Raw genomic sequence first — 12,388 nt, 5'->3', positions numbered from 1 at the left:
CCTTTCTTTTATCCATAGAGATCGGCATAGGTGGGATCAGCCAGTTCCAGATGGGTGCGGGCGGTGCTGCCGCTCTGTTTCCACTGCACCCGGATCACCAGCCATTCCCGTCCGGTATCGAACTGTACCCGGTCCCCGAGAAAAATCCCGTTCACCAGGCCGGGCAGTTCGGCTTCTCCCCGGCGGTAGTCCGCCATGGCCCGGCGCAGCAGGGTGGGAGCGTCCTCCCGTCCGTCCTCGTACTGGGTGGGCGGGATCAGGTAGCGCTTGCGGCGGATGCCCAGCTCCAGCGCCCGGCGGTCGCCGAACTCAGTGGGGTAATAGCCGTTCTTATCCCGGACCAGCACCTTGGAGATGGGCTCGCTCCGGCGCTCGGAGAGTGTCCGGGCGAGAAACCGCACTCCGCCGGTGCGGGTGTTGGAGAGCTGTACGGCAGTTCCGTCCCGGGGCAGCAGACAGAGCTCCCCCTCCCGGCTGAGATAGGGGAACTTCCCGGTGAGGGCATAGACAAACCCCGCCAGGGCTTCCCATTCGCTCTGGCCCTTGGGGACGGTATAGGGAATGCGTCCCCGGTAAGAAAAGCCCCGGCGGAAGATGCCGTAGCTGTCTAAGTACCGCTGGCAGAAGCTGTCCAGCGTCACCGAGTCATAGCTCTGGGGCAGGGCTTCGTTATCGAGCAGATAGCACCCGGCGCTCCGGGCGGTGACCTCCAGCCGGGGGCCGTCGCTGTCCAGCACCTGGGCAGCGGTGTCCAGATAGCCCTCGAAGAGGGTAAAACCCGAGTCGTCCTTCCAGCGGACGGTGACCAGTTCCTCGGGCCAGTTCTCCCCGGGCAGCACCGCCGAAAACTGTGCCGCCGGACTGCCCGCCTGGCAGTCGGCAGAGGCTTCCAGCACCCGGTCGGTCTCCATGCGGGTGCCGTCCAGGGTAAAGAGGGTCACAGTCACAGCAGTTCGCCCCCTTCCAGGAACTGAGCGGCATAGTCCAGCACCCGTCCGTCCCCCTGGGCTTCCAGAGTCAGAGCGGTGAACAGGGCGTAGAAGGGCGGGTGTCCCGGTACGCACAGCACCTGGGCGCCCCCGGCTTCATAGACCTTGCGCAGCTCCTCATACCGGCGCAGCGCCGCGGCAGCGTCCTCGGCCCAGAGCTGCCCTTCCAGCGTCACCTCCCGGGGCGCTGTCCCGGTGACGGTCAGCCATTCCCCGCCGCCGGGCAGGGGTTCGGTCACGGCGGTGCGGCGGTTCTTCACCGTCACTGCCGCCGGGTTCGGGGAAAAGATGTACTGTCCATAGCTCACCTGTACGGTGTCCATCGGCGATTCCTCCTCTCATAGGGCAGCAGCCCCTGGGGGTCCGGTACCGGAGCCTTTGCTCCTGCCCGGCGGATCACTCCCTCCGCCGCCGGACACCCCCGCTTTGCCGGAGTGCTCTCCTCCGGCTCCTCCCCGGGCAGACGCACGGCGGCAGGAGGCTCGGCCTCCTCCCCGAAGCCCGGCTTCCACACCGGGGCATCGGGTTCTTCCGCCGGGGCGGGGGCGGCGGCCCGGATCTGGCGGCGCAGTGCCGCGTCAAGCGTCCGGCGCATGGGAATCCTCTCCTTCCCGTTCGCACCAGCCGTCCCGGAGACGGGCATACCGTTCTGCCAGCTGGGCAATCTCGTCCAGGGTCAGACGGTAGAGCAGGTCCTCGGGGGTGCGCACCTCATCGATGGCGCCCCGGACGGCACAGAATACCGTGACGCAGTTGGTCGCCAGGGCTTCGGCGGCGGCAAGGTCCCCCACATCGGGGAGGATCAGCGCCAGCACCCTTGCCATACGCCGGGCAAAGCTCACCTCGTCCCAGGCGGTGAGGGGGTAGAGTTTCAGCTTGGTCACATCGGTCACAGGCTCACCTCCAGACGGGCGGCAGCCACAGCGGTGAGTTTTTCGCTCACAGGGTCGGAGCTTTCGGCCTGTTCGGTGACGCCGCTCCACTGGCAGCCGGTAAAGAGGATCTTGCGGTCGGGCTTGACGATGACGATGGTAAAGTCGCTCAGGGCATGGAAATCCACGCCGGTTTCGCCCACCACCTGCAGCCGGGTGAGTTCGATAGTATGCCGGGGCTGACCCGCTACGGTACCGGCGGGCTGAGCCGAACCGAAGCTCTCCACGAACCGGGCTTCCCGGGTGGTTTTCACCCGATAGCTCTGGGCCGCAGCCAGGCGGCGTCCGTCCACTTCGATGTAAATATCCTTTGCAGTGGGAAATACTGCCATCTGTGTCCCTCCTTTTCAGAGAAAAAACACACCCCGATGGGGGGGCTGATTCCGGCAGAGACCGGAAGACAGCCCCGGGGGCGTGGGGGCAAAGCCCCTGTTTAGAGCGTAATGGAGGCGGTGACGGTGATGCGGCTCACCACACGGGCCACAGCGAAGGAGAGCTCCACCACGCAGACCGAGGCGTCCTCGGGGCGGGTATAGACCACCGGGTCACTCCAGTCCTCGAGCAGACCTTCCTCCTCCTTCTGCCGGAGCAGCACCGTCACCTGGGAGGCGACACTCTCCAGCGACTGCTGGGAGGAGCGCACCCCCCGCAGTTTTTCGGTGAGCATCTGGCGCACCGCCTGCATGATGTGATCCACCGTGAGCAGGGTGGTGATGTCCCGCCAGGTGCTGTCGGGGGCGGAGCCATTCTTGGTGCGGGTGGTCACGCCGCGGATGCACTCCGCCTGACCGCCCACCCATTCCGCCGGCACCACACCGCCCCGGAGCAGGGTTTCGATCTCCGCCTCACTCCGGGCCGGGGAGACCGCCGAAAGCCCTTCCAGTACCGCGGCGGACAGGCTCTCGTCCGGGGCGGAGCGGGAGAGCAGTTTTCCCGCCACTGCCGCCGCCAGACAGAGCGGTGAATCGCAGTCCTGGTAGACGCCGCTGCCGGCGGTGAGCATCACACGCTCACAGTTCACTGCCGCTGCCAGGGCCAGGGCAGCTTCGTCGTCAGCGGCGGCGATGATGCCCACCCGTTCCCGGCGGTCGTTGGCGGCGGCGGTGAGCATGGCGGCAAAGGCCAGGGCATCCGCCTCCTCTTCACAGGCCGAGACAATGGTGTCCAGCTCTGCCTCGGCCCCCGCCAGGTCAAAGGCCGCCTGCCAGCCCTCCTCTGCCACCGGGCAGAGCCATACCTTTCCGGCGCCGGTGGCGAGCAGCAGTTCACAGGCTGCCAGGGCCTCTGCTTCCTCCCGGGCGGGCAGGGCAGCGGCGGCTTCGGTGCCGTCAGTCACCCACACCGGGGTGCCCGGAGCGGTCACGCCGGGGACGATCAGTCCCGCCGCCCGGCTGCCCGAGCCATAGCCCGAGCTGCCGGCGGTGTAGCTGGAAAACACCCCCGGGCGCAGTTTTTCTTCCATCAGTCACTCCTCCTTGTCACTTCAAAGCCGGTGATGGCAGTGCCGGGCTGGGTCTCAGTCTCCTCGAGAACGCACAGGGCAGTGCAGGTCAGGGCAAAGCAGTCCCGTTCCCGGATATACTCTGCCCTGCCGCAGTCCACCTCCTGGAGCCCGTACCGGCTGCCGTAGGTGAGCAGCAGTCCGCTCACCTGGTCAAAGAGCCGGTACAGTTCCCCGGCTCCCGACCGTCTGGGGGCGCTCAGTTCCAGCTGGAACCGGGTCTCCCACCGGCGTCCGGACTGTTCTCCGGCGTCCTGTTCTCCCAGGTAGTCCAGCTTCTGCAGGGCCGCTTCAGCTATGCCCACTGCCACAGCCGGCACAGTCTGGGGATAGCGCCGGCCCTCGCCGGGATATTCCCCGGTCACAGCCGCATCGGGAAGCCCCTGCCGGAGCAGTGCGGTGAGTTCTTCCCGCAGGTCATACAGTGCCGCCATCATCTTCCTCCTTTGTGAGGACACACCACAGGTAAAGTGCCTCTCCCCGCAGGGAAAACACCTCCCGGCGGCGTACCCGCCACTGTTCTCCGGCTGTTTCCAGCCAGTCGTCCGCCTGCATGGCAAGGCTCTCCTCCCCGGCGGGCAGATAGCCGATGCCATAGTTCTGTCCATAGCCGCCCAATGGGGTTTCAGTGCCTTCCAGATAGCTCTTGTTCCGGTCGGCTACCGGCTGCAGCACCACCCGTACCGGCAGGGGTTCGTCCTGTCCGGCGGCGTGGAGCAGTCCGTCCACTGCCAGGCTGTCCAGAGCCCGGGTGATGAGCCGTTTCACTTCAGACGCCATGGCTTCTCACCCTTTCGAAGCAGAATGCTCCGGTGTCCACCAGTTCCCGCACCGCTGCCAGATATTCCTGCTGGAGTGCGGCGGCAGCGCCGATTCCTCCCGAGCTGCCCCCGGAGGCGAGGGTGATCTCCCCCACCTTGAGGCTGTCAGGGGTCTGTCCTGCCCCCAGCAGACGGTAGCGGTAGGCTGCCATGGCGGCAGCGGCAGCCGAAAGGCGTTCCCGGTTGGCATCCGAAGCGGGGTCCACACCGGGACGGAGCCGTCCGGTGAGTTCGGCGATGGTGCTGCGGCAGAGCACCGCCCAGCCGGCAGCCTCCTCCTCGGAAAGCCCGGTAAACAGCCCGAACAGCCGCGAAACCTCCTGTTCTTCCACAGGCAGTCCTCCTTTCTCACTTTCTGAAACGGGGGATTATTCCTTGATCTTCAGCACCTTCACCGCGTCGGGATAGAGCTTGGCAAAGCCGGTGATGCAGGTGATGCCCACCCGTTCGGTCTGGCAGTCGATGACCTTGTCATACTCCACGCCTACGCCGCCGGCGGTGACCATCTCCAGGGCACAGTTCTTGTCCAGGGCGATGACGGTGTCCGCAGGCACTGCCGAGCTCTTGAGCAGCAGAGCGCCGAAGGGGGTGGCATAGGTGCCGGGGGCGGTGAAGCGGTTGCCGTCTCCCAGCTGGCGCAGTTCCTCCAGCGAAAGGATCTTGTTGCCCACCTCGGGGTTGCAGAGCAGCACATTCATCTCATAGTCCTCGAACTTGCCCCACAGGGTGCAGAGGTCGGCATAGGTCAGGGTGCCGCTGCCGGCGGTTTCGATGACCTCGGCGGGGTTCTCATTGCCGTCGCCCTCGATGAGCACCTTCACAGCGTCCTCCACAGCGGTGCGGGCGATCTGGGCGCCGATCTGACGGAGGGCCACCGCAAAGAGGTCCAGACGCTGGAAGCGGATGGCCTCATAGGAGGCCTTGAGGATACGGCCTCGCTTGCGCAGGTGCACCAGGTTCTCCTTCAGGCGGATCTCGGTCTCAGGCAGGAAGCCGCCCTCGGCAACATCGGCCAAGGTGCGGTCAGCGGCATCGGGCATGGGCAGGATGGAGCGGTAGTCCATCGAGTCGATCTCGGTCTTTGCCGCCACAATGGAGGAGAGAATATCCCGGCTCTGCATGCCCTGTTCCACGGCGGCGCCGATGTAGGCAGGGAACAGCACAGCGCTTTCGCTGGTGCGGAAGAACTTCTCCACCGGGTCGCTGGCGCTGCCGCTCACATGGATGTCAAAGCGCTTGAGCTGGCGCTCGAAGGCGGTGAGTTTTTCCAGGTCGGTGCCGCGGTAGTCGGCGGAGGGGTCCATCTCCTCCAGGGCACGGAAGAAACCGCCCCTGCGCTGGTAGAGGGATTTGTCGATCTTCATTTCACGGTAAGCAGACATAAATCAGTTCTCCTTTCGTCTTGGGTGCAGCAATCAGAGCAGGATCTCAGCGGTCATGGCAGTGGAATCCACCGCGGTGACCAGGACAGTGCGTCCGCCGGCTTCGGTGGTCTTGATGCCGCCGGAAGCGTCCGCGGCGAGCATATCATAGCCCAGGGTGGGAGCGCCGCCGGTGTAGGCCACGGTGCAGATGCCCGAGAGCTGGCAGAGGGCCAGGCCGTCCCGGACCGACAGCACCGGGCCGATGAAGGCTTCGCCGTCCCCGGCGGCAGCGGCGGTATGGTTTGCGGAAATCTTGGCGAGAACGCCTTCGGTGAGGCCTTCGGCGGCCTCGAGGGTGACATAGCCGGTGCCATAACCATTCAGACTGATGTTCATGGAAAAATTCCTCCTTTTAATTCTGGGTGGACCGTTCCAGACGGAACGGACGGTTTACAGAGTCGGGGTCAGAAGCGGGAGCCGGATCGGACGGCAGATCCCCCAGCAGCTGGGAGAGAACCGGCATCCGGCGGGAGGCCGCCTTCCGCAGGGCCCGGGTGTGGGTGATGAGCCCCTGGGCGGAGAGTTCCATCGCCTGGGCACGGGCGGCCTCCTCGGGCAGTTCGGGCAGGGCGATGAGGGAACAGCGCACATATTCCTCCCGCAGCCGCTGGAGGTATGCCTTTCCCAGTTCCAGCAGATCGCTGTCCCCGGGGGCCGCAGCCTCCCGATGGGTCTGGCGGACACTCTTGGTCACACCGGCAAGGGGCTGGGCAGGCACTGCCACAAAGCTCCATTCATAGGCGTCGGTGGCGGCGCAGTGGATCACATGGCAGGGGATCTCCCCATAGCGTTTGCCCCGCTGGTGGGAGCAGGTGCCGGCGGGTTCGCCGCACACCGAACAGACACTCCGGGAAACTGCGCAGCTCACGCTCACCTCTTTCTTGATGCCGGCGTCGATCTCCGCGATGAGCCCGGCAGTTTTTTCATTGCGGGGCATGTAGATCTCGGCACGCAGCGCCGTATAGGGCTCGCCGCAGTTGGTGGGACGGCTGGGGTCCTCCACCACCCGGGCGGCAAAGATGCGGGCATGCTGTCCCTCTGCCGAAGCCCGGTGGTCAAAGACGCCGGTCACTCCCACAAAGAGCTCTGCCAGCTCCCGGAGACAGTCCCGGGAAAAGCGTTCCCCGTCCCGGTCGATCTGGTTGTCGCACAGCACCGCCGGGAATACATACAGTTCCTCCGGGGCAAAGTCCCGGCGGGTGTACCGGCGGATCTGTTCCAGTTCGGCCTGGGTGGGGGTGCCGGGCAGAGCCGCAGTGGTCTCACTCATACAATCTCTCCTTTCTCAGTCAGCTGTTCTTCCAGTACAGCGGCACGGGCGTTGTCATAGCGGGCCTGAGCCAGTTCCGCTGTATCCTGCAGGCTGATGTCCTGCCACTCCACGGCAAAGGGAGCCGTATGGCCCCACAGCCGCAGATGGGTATCCAGGATACGCCGCAGCACCGGGGTGAGCAGACTGCGGTATCGTTCCAGCTCGCTGGTGAGCAGGTCGGCCTGCTGTTTGCTCATGCGTTCGGTGGTGGACCAGTGCAGTCCCAGCAGGAAGGGCGGTACGCCCAGTTTGGCGATAATCTGTTCCAGCAGCTGGCGCACCGGCACTTCGGTGTCGAGGATGGGGCTGTCGGCGCCGATGACCCGGATCTCCACATTGCCCACCGCCACAAAGTCGCTGACACTGCCGCTGCTGCCGTCCATGGCAGCCCGCCATTCCCGGGCCATGGTTTCCGCCACCTCCCGGGGATTGATGCGTTCCCCTTCGCCGGGACGGTAGGTGACGGCATAGCGCAGGCTTCCGGCCCGTTCAAAGTTCTGGGCGGTGGAGCGCAGGATCTGTTCCCAGACCCGGCTCACCGCTTCCAGCCCCTCCAGTACCGAGTGTCCCCATACCTCGCCGGCATCGGGGTCCAGCGGGGTGTAGAGGATCAGTTCGGGCCAGCGCACCTCCTCCCCGGGCAGACCGTCCCGGGCGGCATAGAACCGCAGTCCCACGCCGTTTTCGGCCCGGCGCGCCGCCAGGGATTCGGCGGGACAGAGCAGCACTGCCCCCAATCCCGAACCATCGGCGGCGGGGATCATCTCTGCCACAGCCGTGCCGTCGGTGAGCAGGCTGTTCAGGTACTGTTCCAGAAAGCCCCGCAGTCCCTGCCGTCCGGCGCCGATGGCAATTTCCCGGCAGAACCGGCGCAGTTCCTCTTCCACCAGCGCGTCATCGCTCTGCACGATAAATTCCCCGGTGAGCCGGACGATCTTGTCCAGGGCGGCGTCGGCTACCGGCACCTTCCGGCGGATCTCCCGGCAGAGCCGCCGGCGGGCCTGGGGCAGGGCAGAAGCGGCCCAGTCGCTGTCCCGGCTCCGGGCAAGCTGCAGCACAGCCGGCTGGGGAGCTCTCCGCCAGAGCCGGGTGAGTGTTTCCATCATGCGTAAGTTACCTCCTTGTGCGTTCTACCCGGGCGGCACAGAAGCCCCCGGGCTTTTCCTCCTGTTCGCAATACATGACAAAGTACCGCAGGTCGTCCATGGCATGGTCCTGTTCCTTCACCGGGCGTTCGCTGCCGCCGTCCTCCCAGCGGTAGAGGGAGAACTCCCGGATGCACTGGTCGCACCCCGGGTCAAAGAAGAGTTTCCCCTCGGCAAGCCAGCGGCTCACAGCGGCGATACCCTCCCGCACCCGGTTGTCCGCCCGCACCACCCGGAATACCCGGTGGCTCTCCACGCATTCGATGAAGCTGGCAGCCGATGGGTCGATGACCACCGCTTCAATGCGTTCGGGCGGGAACTCCCCTGCCAGACGGCAGAGGGCTTCATAGTGCTGTTCATCGGTGCGGCGGCTGCCCTCGGCCCGGGCGTCATACCAGCTCTCCCGCAGGCGGTGCCATACCCCGTCCCAGAGCCCCCACAGTCCCATGGACATGGGGTTGACGGTGCCGTAGTCGCAGCTGATCACCAGCCGCTGCCAGTCCCGGTTTCCGGCGGGGGCCACATGCCGCTCGGCGGAGAACATATCATAGATCTGTCCTTCGGGGGCGGTCCACTCTCCCAGCACGAACCGTTCATAGAAGCGCCCGGTGTACATCCGCTCATACCGGCGGATCACCTGGGGCGAGAGGGCGGGGTTATCCTGCATGGTGAAGTGCAGGTAGAGAGCCCGGCGCTCCTCGGCTTTCTGAATCCATTCCTTGTAGAACCAGTGTTCCGGGTGTTCGGGGTTGCAGGAGAACCAGAAGGTTGCCCCTTCCACCGAGCAGCGGGCGAGAGCCTGTTCCACAAAGGAGCGGGGCATCAGGGCCACCTCGTCAAAGAGCACCCCGGCGAGGGTCATGCCCTGGATCAGCGAAGCGGAGGATTCGTCCCGTCCGCCAAAGAGGTAGACCCGTACCGACCGGCTTCCCCAGGTGAGGTCGGCATAGTTTTCGGAGAAGCGTTCCCGGCAGTCGATGCCCATGCGGCGCATGCGTTCAAAGAGGGGGCCTGCCAGGTTGCGCCGGAGGGAGCGGATGGTCTTGCCGCAGAGGGCGATGTCCTGTCCCGGCTGACAGCAGAGCGCCCAGGCCAGGAAGGAGAGCCCGGTGCAGGTGGTCTTGCCCGAGCGCACCGCTCCATCGCAGATGATGGCGTCATACCTCCGGCGCAGTTCGGGGGTACGCCACCAGCCCAGTACCTGCCGCTGTTTTTCGGACCAGCGCACCGGGGCAGCGGCATGGCTACTCATCTTTCCCGCCATTCCACTCCGAAAGCCCCAGTTCTTCCAGCAGGTTGTCGCCGCCGGGGCCAGCCAGTTCCAGCAGCCGGTCGATGGCCTCCAGACGGCTGTAAAAGGAGAGCTCCACCCCATTCTTTCCCAGCTTCACCCCCGAGAGCTGGTAGGGGTCGATGCCTGCCAGTTCCAGTTCGGGGCTGCCGTCCTCCCGCTGAGTGATGCGCAGCTCCTCCACCGGAGCGCCCGAAGCCATGCGGCGCAGCTGGCGTACCGCTTCCCGGCGCAGTTTTTCCCGATCCATGGCGTCACCTCCTTTCCCATGACCGGAGCCCCTCTGTCCGGAGGAGGAACAGAAGGCGCTCTCACCCACCCCCGGAAAAACACCGAAACTGCGCAGAAAAATGCCCCGAAACCAGCCCTTTCGGAAAGTTTTCCGGGGTTTTCTCCCTTTTGCCGAAAACGAACATTTGTTCGTCCTCAAAAACTGTGCAGTCTGCCGGTGGAAAAACCGTCCCGCCTTGAGCCTGACCCGGTCCCGTGCTATACTGGGGAGAGAAACACTGGGAGGTAACTGCCATGTCCGCCGGACTCTATCTGCATATTCCCTTCTGCCAGAAGCGCTGTGATTACTGCGACTTCTATACCATGGCGGGACGGGGGGATCTCTTTGCCCCCTATACCGCTGCCCTGCTCCATGCCCTGGATACGGCTCCGCTTCCCAGGGGCAGCCGGGTGGATACCGTCTATTTCGGAGGCGGCACCCCCACCATGCTGGGTGCGGACCGGCTCTGTACCGTGCTGGAGGGCATCCGGCAGCGGTACGATCTCACCCCGGACGCCGAGATCACCCTGGAGGCCAACCCCATCGCCATCACCCCCCGGATGGCGGCCACCCTCCGGCAGGGGGGCTTCAACCGCATCTCCATGGGGCTGCAGTCGGCAAGCCCGGCCCAGCTGCGGGATCTCGGGCGCACCCATACAGCGGAAAAGGCAGCGGAGGCGGTGCAGATCGTCCGGGAGGCGGGGTTCCGGAATCTCTCGCTGGATCTCATGCTCGGCCTGCCCCACCAGACGGTGGAGGAGGTGCTCGGCTCCATCCGGTTCGCGGCGGAGCTGGGGGCGGTGCATCTTTCGGCCTATATGCTCCAGCTGGAGGAGGGCACTCCCTATGCCGCCCGCTATACCGAGTCGGACTTCGATGAGGAGACCCAGCGGCAGATCTACCTCGCCGCCATTGCCGAGCTGGAGCGGCTGGGCTTCCATCAGTATGAGATCTCCAACTTTGCCCGTCCGGGCTTCGAGAGCCGCCACAATCTCAGATACTGGCGGTGTGAGGAGTATCTCGGCGTCGGCCCGGCGGCGGCGTCCTGTCTGGGGGGACGGCGGTTTGTCTTTCCCCGGGACATCGATGCCTTTCTCCGGGCGGAAAATCCCTGGTCGCTCTGTGAGGACGAGGGGGAGGCCGGTTCCCCGGAGGAACGGGTCGCCATGGCGCTGCGGCTCCGGGAGGGACTGGACTGCACCGCCCTGGAAGCGGCCTGTCCGGGGTATGACGCCGGAGCGATGCTTCAGCGGGCCAGCCGTCCGGAGATGAGAGGGCTCTGCACCGTCACCGGACGCACCATCACCCTCACCCCCGAGGGCTTTTTGGTGGAGGGATCGCTCATTCCCTTCCTGCTCTGGGGATAATGATCTGTTGTTTGGCTGTCCCCACGGACAGCTGAGCGATATAGCTGCGGGATAAAAACACCGCCCGGTTGGTAGTCCGGGCGCTGCCGGGGATTTCTCCGGGCAGTCAGTAACCTGCCTCCTTTGGTTGTCCGTTCCCGCTTCACACACCGGCACTGCCGGAACAAAAAGGAGGAAGCGGATATGCTCTGTTCGCGTTTGACTGTGGAATTTTCCCCGCCCTGGTGGGTCGGGACGCTGGAGCGCTGGGAGGACGACCGGTATGAGGTCGGGCGAGTGGTCTTTGGGGCCGAGCCCACCGAACCGGAGGTACTTCTCTGGGTGCTGCACCGGCTGACCCGGCTGCGCACCACCCCGGCGCTGGAAGCGCCTGCCCGCCGTCCCGAGGCACAGAACCCCAAGCGGCGGCAGCGTCAGATTGCCCGGGAGCAGCAGCGTCCGGCCGGAAAGAGGGCCTGGGCAGCTGCGGCGGCGGGACGGGAAGCCGAAAAGCAGACACGCCGTCAGCAGACGGCAGAGGAGCGCCGGGAGGCAGCCCGGGAACAGTACCGGCTGCACCGGCAGAAGCGGCAGCAGAAGCACCGGGGACACTGATCCCCGTCTGCCCGGCTGTGCACAACACCCCGGCGGGGAAGATCCCTGCCGGGGTGTTTTTTATCTCCTGCGCAAAAATTTACAATCCCCTGCTTGTACCCCTGCCCCAAAACCCGTATGATAATAGAGGTACTTTTATTAAAAGGAAGCGATTACCATGGCAATCTATAATCCCGATGCCCCCAGACGCCTGCCCCTGTCCCGGCGGGAAAAGTTTCTCCGGGCGGTGGGAGCCATCGTGCTGCTGGGCACAACCGCCTGGCTCCTGGCAAACTGGGGCAGCCTGCCGGTGCGTCTGCCGTCCCATTATGGCTTTAGCGGCGAGATCGACGGCTGGTCGGGGCGCGGCTCCCTGGGACTGCTCCTTGGCATCGGCTGGGGCGTGTGGCTGCTGCTCGCTGTCACCCGGTATTTCCCCCGGGGCTGGAGCTTCAGCGGTCTGCCGGTCACCGACCGCACCCGGCCCATGCTCTACTGCCTGATGGGCGAGATGCTCACGGTACTGCAGCTGGTCATTGCCCTGATCTTTGCCTTCCTCAGTGTCTGGCCTCTCACCTTCCGGCCCTTGCCCGGGTGGTGGTGGCCTGTGTTCCTGGGCAGCCTGTTCGGAAGCCAGGGCTGGTATCTCTGGCGGGCAGTCCGGCTGGGACGCACCCCGCCCAGGGAGTGAAGCCCTTGCACGGGAACGCAGTTCTGTGATATACTGATTTATTAGCATGTAAGCCATTTTGGAAGGCGAAT

At 65.2% G+C, this 12,388-nt stretch carries 18 protein-coding genes; 3 read left to right on the top strand and 15 right to left on the bottom strand.

What is annotated here, in order from left to right; genetic code table 11:
- Positions 1–8 precede the first annotated feature (8 nt).
- The 15 genes from H9X81_RS09335 to H9X81_RS09265 all read right to left on the bottom strand — a co-directional run bounded on the left by H9X81_RS09335 (position 9) and on the right by H9X81_RS09265 (position 9,665).
- Entirely contained in the window at positions 9–947 is a 939-nt protein-coding gene (locus tag H9X81_RS09335) for a hypothetical protein (RefSeq protein ID WP_204721500.1), read from the bottom strand.
- Entirely contained in the window at positions 944–1,312 is a 369-nt protein-coding gene (locus H9X81_RS09330) for a hypothetical protein (RefSeq protein ID WP_204721499.1), read from the bottom strand. The genes H9X81_RS09335 and H9X81_RS09330 overlap by 4 nt, the downstream gene beginning before the upstream one ends.
- Entirely contained in the window at positions 1,294–1,584 is a 291-nt protein-coding gene (locus tag H9X81_RS09325; RefSeq protein WP_204721497.1) for a hypothetical protein, read from the bottom strand. The genes H9X81_RS09330 and H9X81_RS09325 overlap by 19 nt, the downstream gene beginning before the upstream one ends.
- On the bottom strand, positions 1,568–1,882 hold the full coding sequence (locus H9X81_RS09320; RefSeq protein ID WP_204721496.1) for a hypothetical protein: 315 nt from the start codon (positions 1,880–1,882) through the stop codon (positions 1,568–1,570). Before H9X81_RS09320 ends, H9X81_RS09325 begins: the two co-directional genes overlap by 17 nt.
- Positions 1,879–2,253, bottom strand: coding sequence for a hypothetical protein (locus H9X81_RS09315; RefSeq protein ID WP_177502385.1), 375 nt, complete (start codon positions 2,251–2,253; stop codon positions 1,879–1,881). The genes H9X81_RS09320 and H9X81_RS09315 overlap by 4 nt, the downstream gene beginning before the upstream one ends.
- Positions 2,254–2,354: 101 nt before the next feature.
- Positions 2,355–3,383: a phage tail sheath C-terminal domain-containing protein gene (locus tag H9X81_RS09310; protein ID WP_204721494.1), complete on the bottom strand. Its 1,029-nt coding sequence runs from the start codon at positions 3,381–3,383 to the stop codon at positions 2,355–2,357.
- Positions 3,383–3,859, bottom strand: coding sequence for a hypothetical protein (locus H9X81_RS09305; RefSeq protein ID WP_177502387.1), 477 nt, complete (start codon positions 3,857–3,859; stop codon positions 3,383–3,385). The genes H9X81_RS09310 and H9X81_RS09305 overlap by 1 nt, the downstream gene beginning before the upstream one ends.
- Positions 3,840–4,202 (bottom strand): hypothetical protein, encoded by a 363-nt coding sequence (locus H9X81_RS09300; RefSeq protein ID WP_177502388.1) that lies wholly within the window; start codon positions 4,200–4,202, stop codon positions 3,840–3,842. Before H9X81_RS09300 ends, H9X81_RS09305 begins: the two co-directional genes overlap by 20 nt.
- Positions 4,192–4,575, bottom strand: a complete 384-nt coding sequence (locus H9X81_RS09295) for a hypothetical protein (protein ID WP_204721492.1) — start codon at positions 4,573–4,575, stop codon at positions 4,192–4,194. The genes H9X81_RS09300 and H9X81_RS09295 overlap by 11 nt, the downstream gene beginning before the upstream one ends.
- 36 nt (positions 4,576–4,611) lie before the next feature.
- Positions 4,612–5,625 (bottom strand): phage major capsid protein, encoded by a 1,014-nt coding sequence (locus H9X81_RS09290; RefSeq protein WP_177502390.1) that lies wholly within the window; start codon positions 5,623–5,625, stop codon positions 4,612–4,614.
- Between the two features lie 33 nt (positions 5,626–5,658).
- The gene (locus tag H9X81_RS09285; RefSeq protein ID WP_191392671.1) at positions 5,659–6,003 is read right to left on the bottom strand and encodes a hypothetical protein; all 345 of its coding nucleotides are present in this window, start codon (positions 6,001–6,003) and stop codon (positions 5,659–5,661) included.
- Positions 6,004–6,019: 16 nt separating this feature from the next.
- On the bottom strand, positions 6,020–6,937 hold the full coding sequence (locus tag H9X81_RS09280) for a hypothetical protein (RefSeq protein ID WP_204721491.1): 918 nt from the start codon (positions 6,935–6,937) through the stop codon (positions 6,020–6,022).
- A complete protein-coding gene (locus H9X81_RS09275; protein ID WP_204721489.1) occupies positions 6,934–8,085 on the bottom strand; it encodes a serine/threonine protein phosphatase in 1,152 nt (383 codons plus the stop codon). The genes H9X81_RS09280 and H9X81_RS09275 overlap by 4 nt, the downstream gene beginning before the upstream one ends.
- A 7-nt stretch (positions 8,086–8,092) precedes the next feature.
- Positions 8,093–9,388 (bottom strand): PBSX family phage terminase large subunit, encoded by a 1,296-nt coding sequence (locus tag H9X81_RS09270; protein ID WP_243424123.1) that lies wholly within the window; start codon positions 9,386–9,388, stop codon positions 8,093–8,095.
- Positions 9,369–9,665: a hypothetical protein gene (locus H9X81_RS09265; RefSeq protein ID WP_204721487.1), complete on the bottom strand. Its 297-nt coding sequence runs from the start codon at positions 9,663–9,665 to the stop codon at positions 9,369–9,371. The genes H9X81_RS09270 and H9X81_RS09265 overlap by 20 nt, the downstream gene beginning before the upstream one ends.
- A gap of 275 nt (positions 9,666–9,940) precedes the next feature.
- Here H9X81_RS09265 and hemW point away from each other — a divergent pair, with 275 nt between their 5' ends.
- The 3 genes from hemW to H9X81_RS09250 all read left to right on the top strand — a co-directional run bounded on the left by hemW (position 9,941) and on the right by H9X81_RS09250 (position 12,317).
- Entirely contained in the window at positions 9,941–11,053 is a 1,113-nt protein-coding gene (gene hemW / locus H9X81_RS09260) for a radical SAM family heme chaperone HemW (protein WP_204721485.1), read from the top strand.
- Between the two features lie 183 nt (positions 11,054–11,236).
- Positions 11,237–11,647: a YjdF family protein gene (locus tag H9X81_RS09255; protein ID WP_204721482.1), complete on the top strand. Its 411-nt coding sequence runs from the start codon at positions 11,237–11,239 to the stop codon at positions 11,645–11,647.
- A gap of 157 nt (positions 11,648–11,804) precedes the next feature.
- On the top strand, positions 11,805–12,317 hold the full coding sequence (locus H9X81_RS09250) for a DUF1648 domain-containing protein (RefSeq protein WP_204721480.1): 513 nt from the start codon (positions 11,805–11,807) through the stop codon (positions 12,315–12,317).
- Positions 12,318–12,388 lie beyond the last annotated feature (71 nt).

The sequence above is a fragment of the Hydrogenoanaerobacterium saccharovorans genome (assembly GCF_016901815.1).
Taxonomy (GTDB): Bacteria; Bacillota; Clostridia; order Oscillospirales; family Ruminococcaceae; genus Avimicrobium; species Avimicrobium caecorum.
The sequence above is the reverse complement of the archived record's forward strand: the minus strand, read 5'-3'. Positions and strand labels throughout refer to the sequence as shown.

Bases quoted from the DNA above. Each gene is read 5' to 3' on its own strand.
- H9X81_RS09330 (WP_204721499.1), bottom strand. From the start codon at position 1,312: ATGGACACCGTACAGGTGAGCTATGGACAGTACATCTTTTCCCCGAAC.
- H9X81_RS09325 (WP_204721497.1), bottom strand. From the start codon at position 1,584: ATGCGCCGGACGCTTGACGCGGCACTGCGCCGCCAGATCCGGGCCGCC.
- H9X81_RS09315 (WP_177502385.1), bottom strand. From the start codon at position 2,253: ATGGCAGTATTTCCCACTGCAAAGGATATTTACATCGAAGTGGACGGA.
- H9X81_RS09310 (WP_204721494.1), bottom strand. From the start codon at position 3,383: ATGGAAGAAAAACTGCGCCCGGGGGTGTTTTCCAGCTACACCGCCGGC.
- H9X81_RS09305 (WP_177502387.1), bottom strand. From the start codon at position 3,859: ATGATGGCGGCACTGTATGACCTGCGGGAAGAACTCACCGCACTGCTC.
- H9X81_RS09300 (WP_177502388.1), bottom strand. From the start codon at position 4,202: ATGGCGTCTGAAGTGAAACGGCTCATCACCCGGGCTCTGGACAGCCTG.
- H9X81_RS09290 (WP_177502390.1), bottom strand. From the start codon at position 5,625: ATGTCTGCTTACCGTGAAATGAAGATCGACAAATCCCTCTACCAGCGC.
- H9X81_RS09285 (WP_191392671.1), bottom strand. From the start codon at position 6,003: ATGAACATCAGTCTGAATGGTTATGGCACCGGCTATGTCACCCTCGAG.
- H9X81_RS09280 (WP_204721491.1), bottom strand. From the start codon at position 6,937: ATGAGTGAGACCACTGCGGCTCTGCCCGGCACCCCCACCCAGGCCGAA.
- H9X81_RS09275 (WP_204721489.1), bottom strand. From the start codon at position 8,085: ATGATGGAAACACTCACCCGGCTCTGGCGGAGAGCTCCCCAGCCGGCT.
- H9X81_RS09270 (WP_243424123.1), bottom strand. From the start codon at position 9,388: ATGGCGGGAAAGATGAGTAGCCATGCCGCTGCCCCGGTGCGCTGGTCC.
- H9X81_RS09265 (WP_204721487.1), bottom strand. From the start codon at position 9,665: ATGGATCGGGAAAAACTGCGCCGGGAAGCGGTACGCCAGCTGCGCCGC.
- hemW (WP_204721485.1), top strand. From the start codon at position 9,941: ATGTCCGCCGGACTCTATCTGCATATTCCCTTCTGCCAGAAGCGCTGT.
- H9X81_RS09255 (WP_204721482.1), top strand. From the start codon at position 11,237: ATGCTCTGTTCGCGTTTGACTGTGGAATTTTCCCCGCCCTGGTGGGTC.
- H9X81_RS09250 (WP_204721480.1), top strand. From the start codon at position 11,805: ATGGCAATCTATAATCCCGATGCCCCCAGACGCCTGCCCCTGTCCCGG.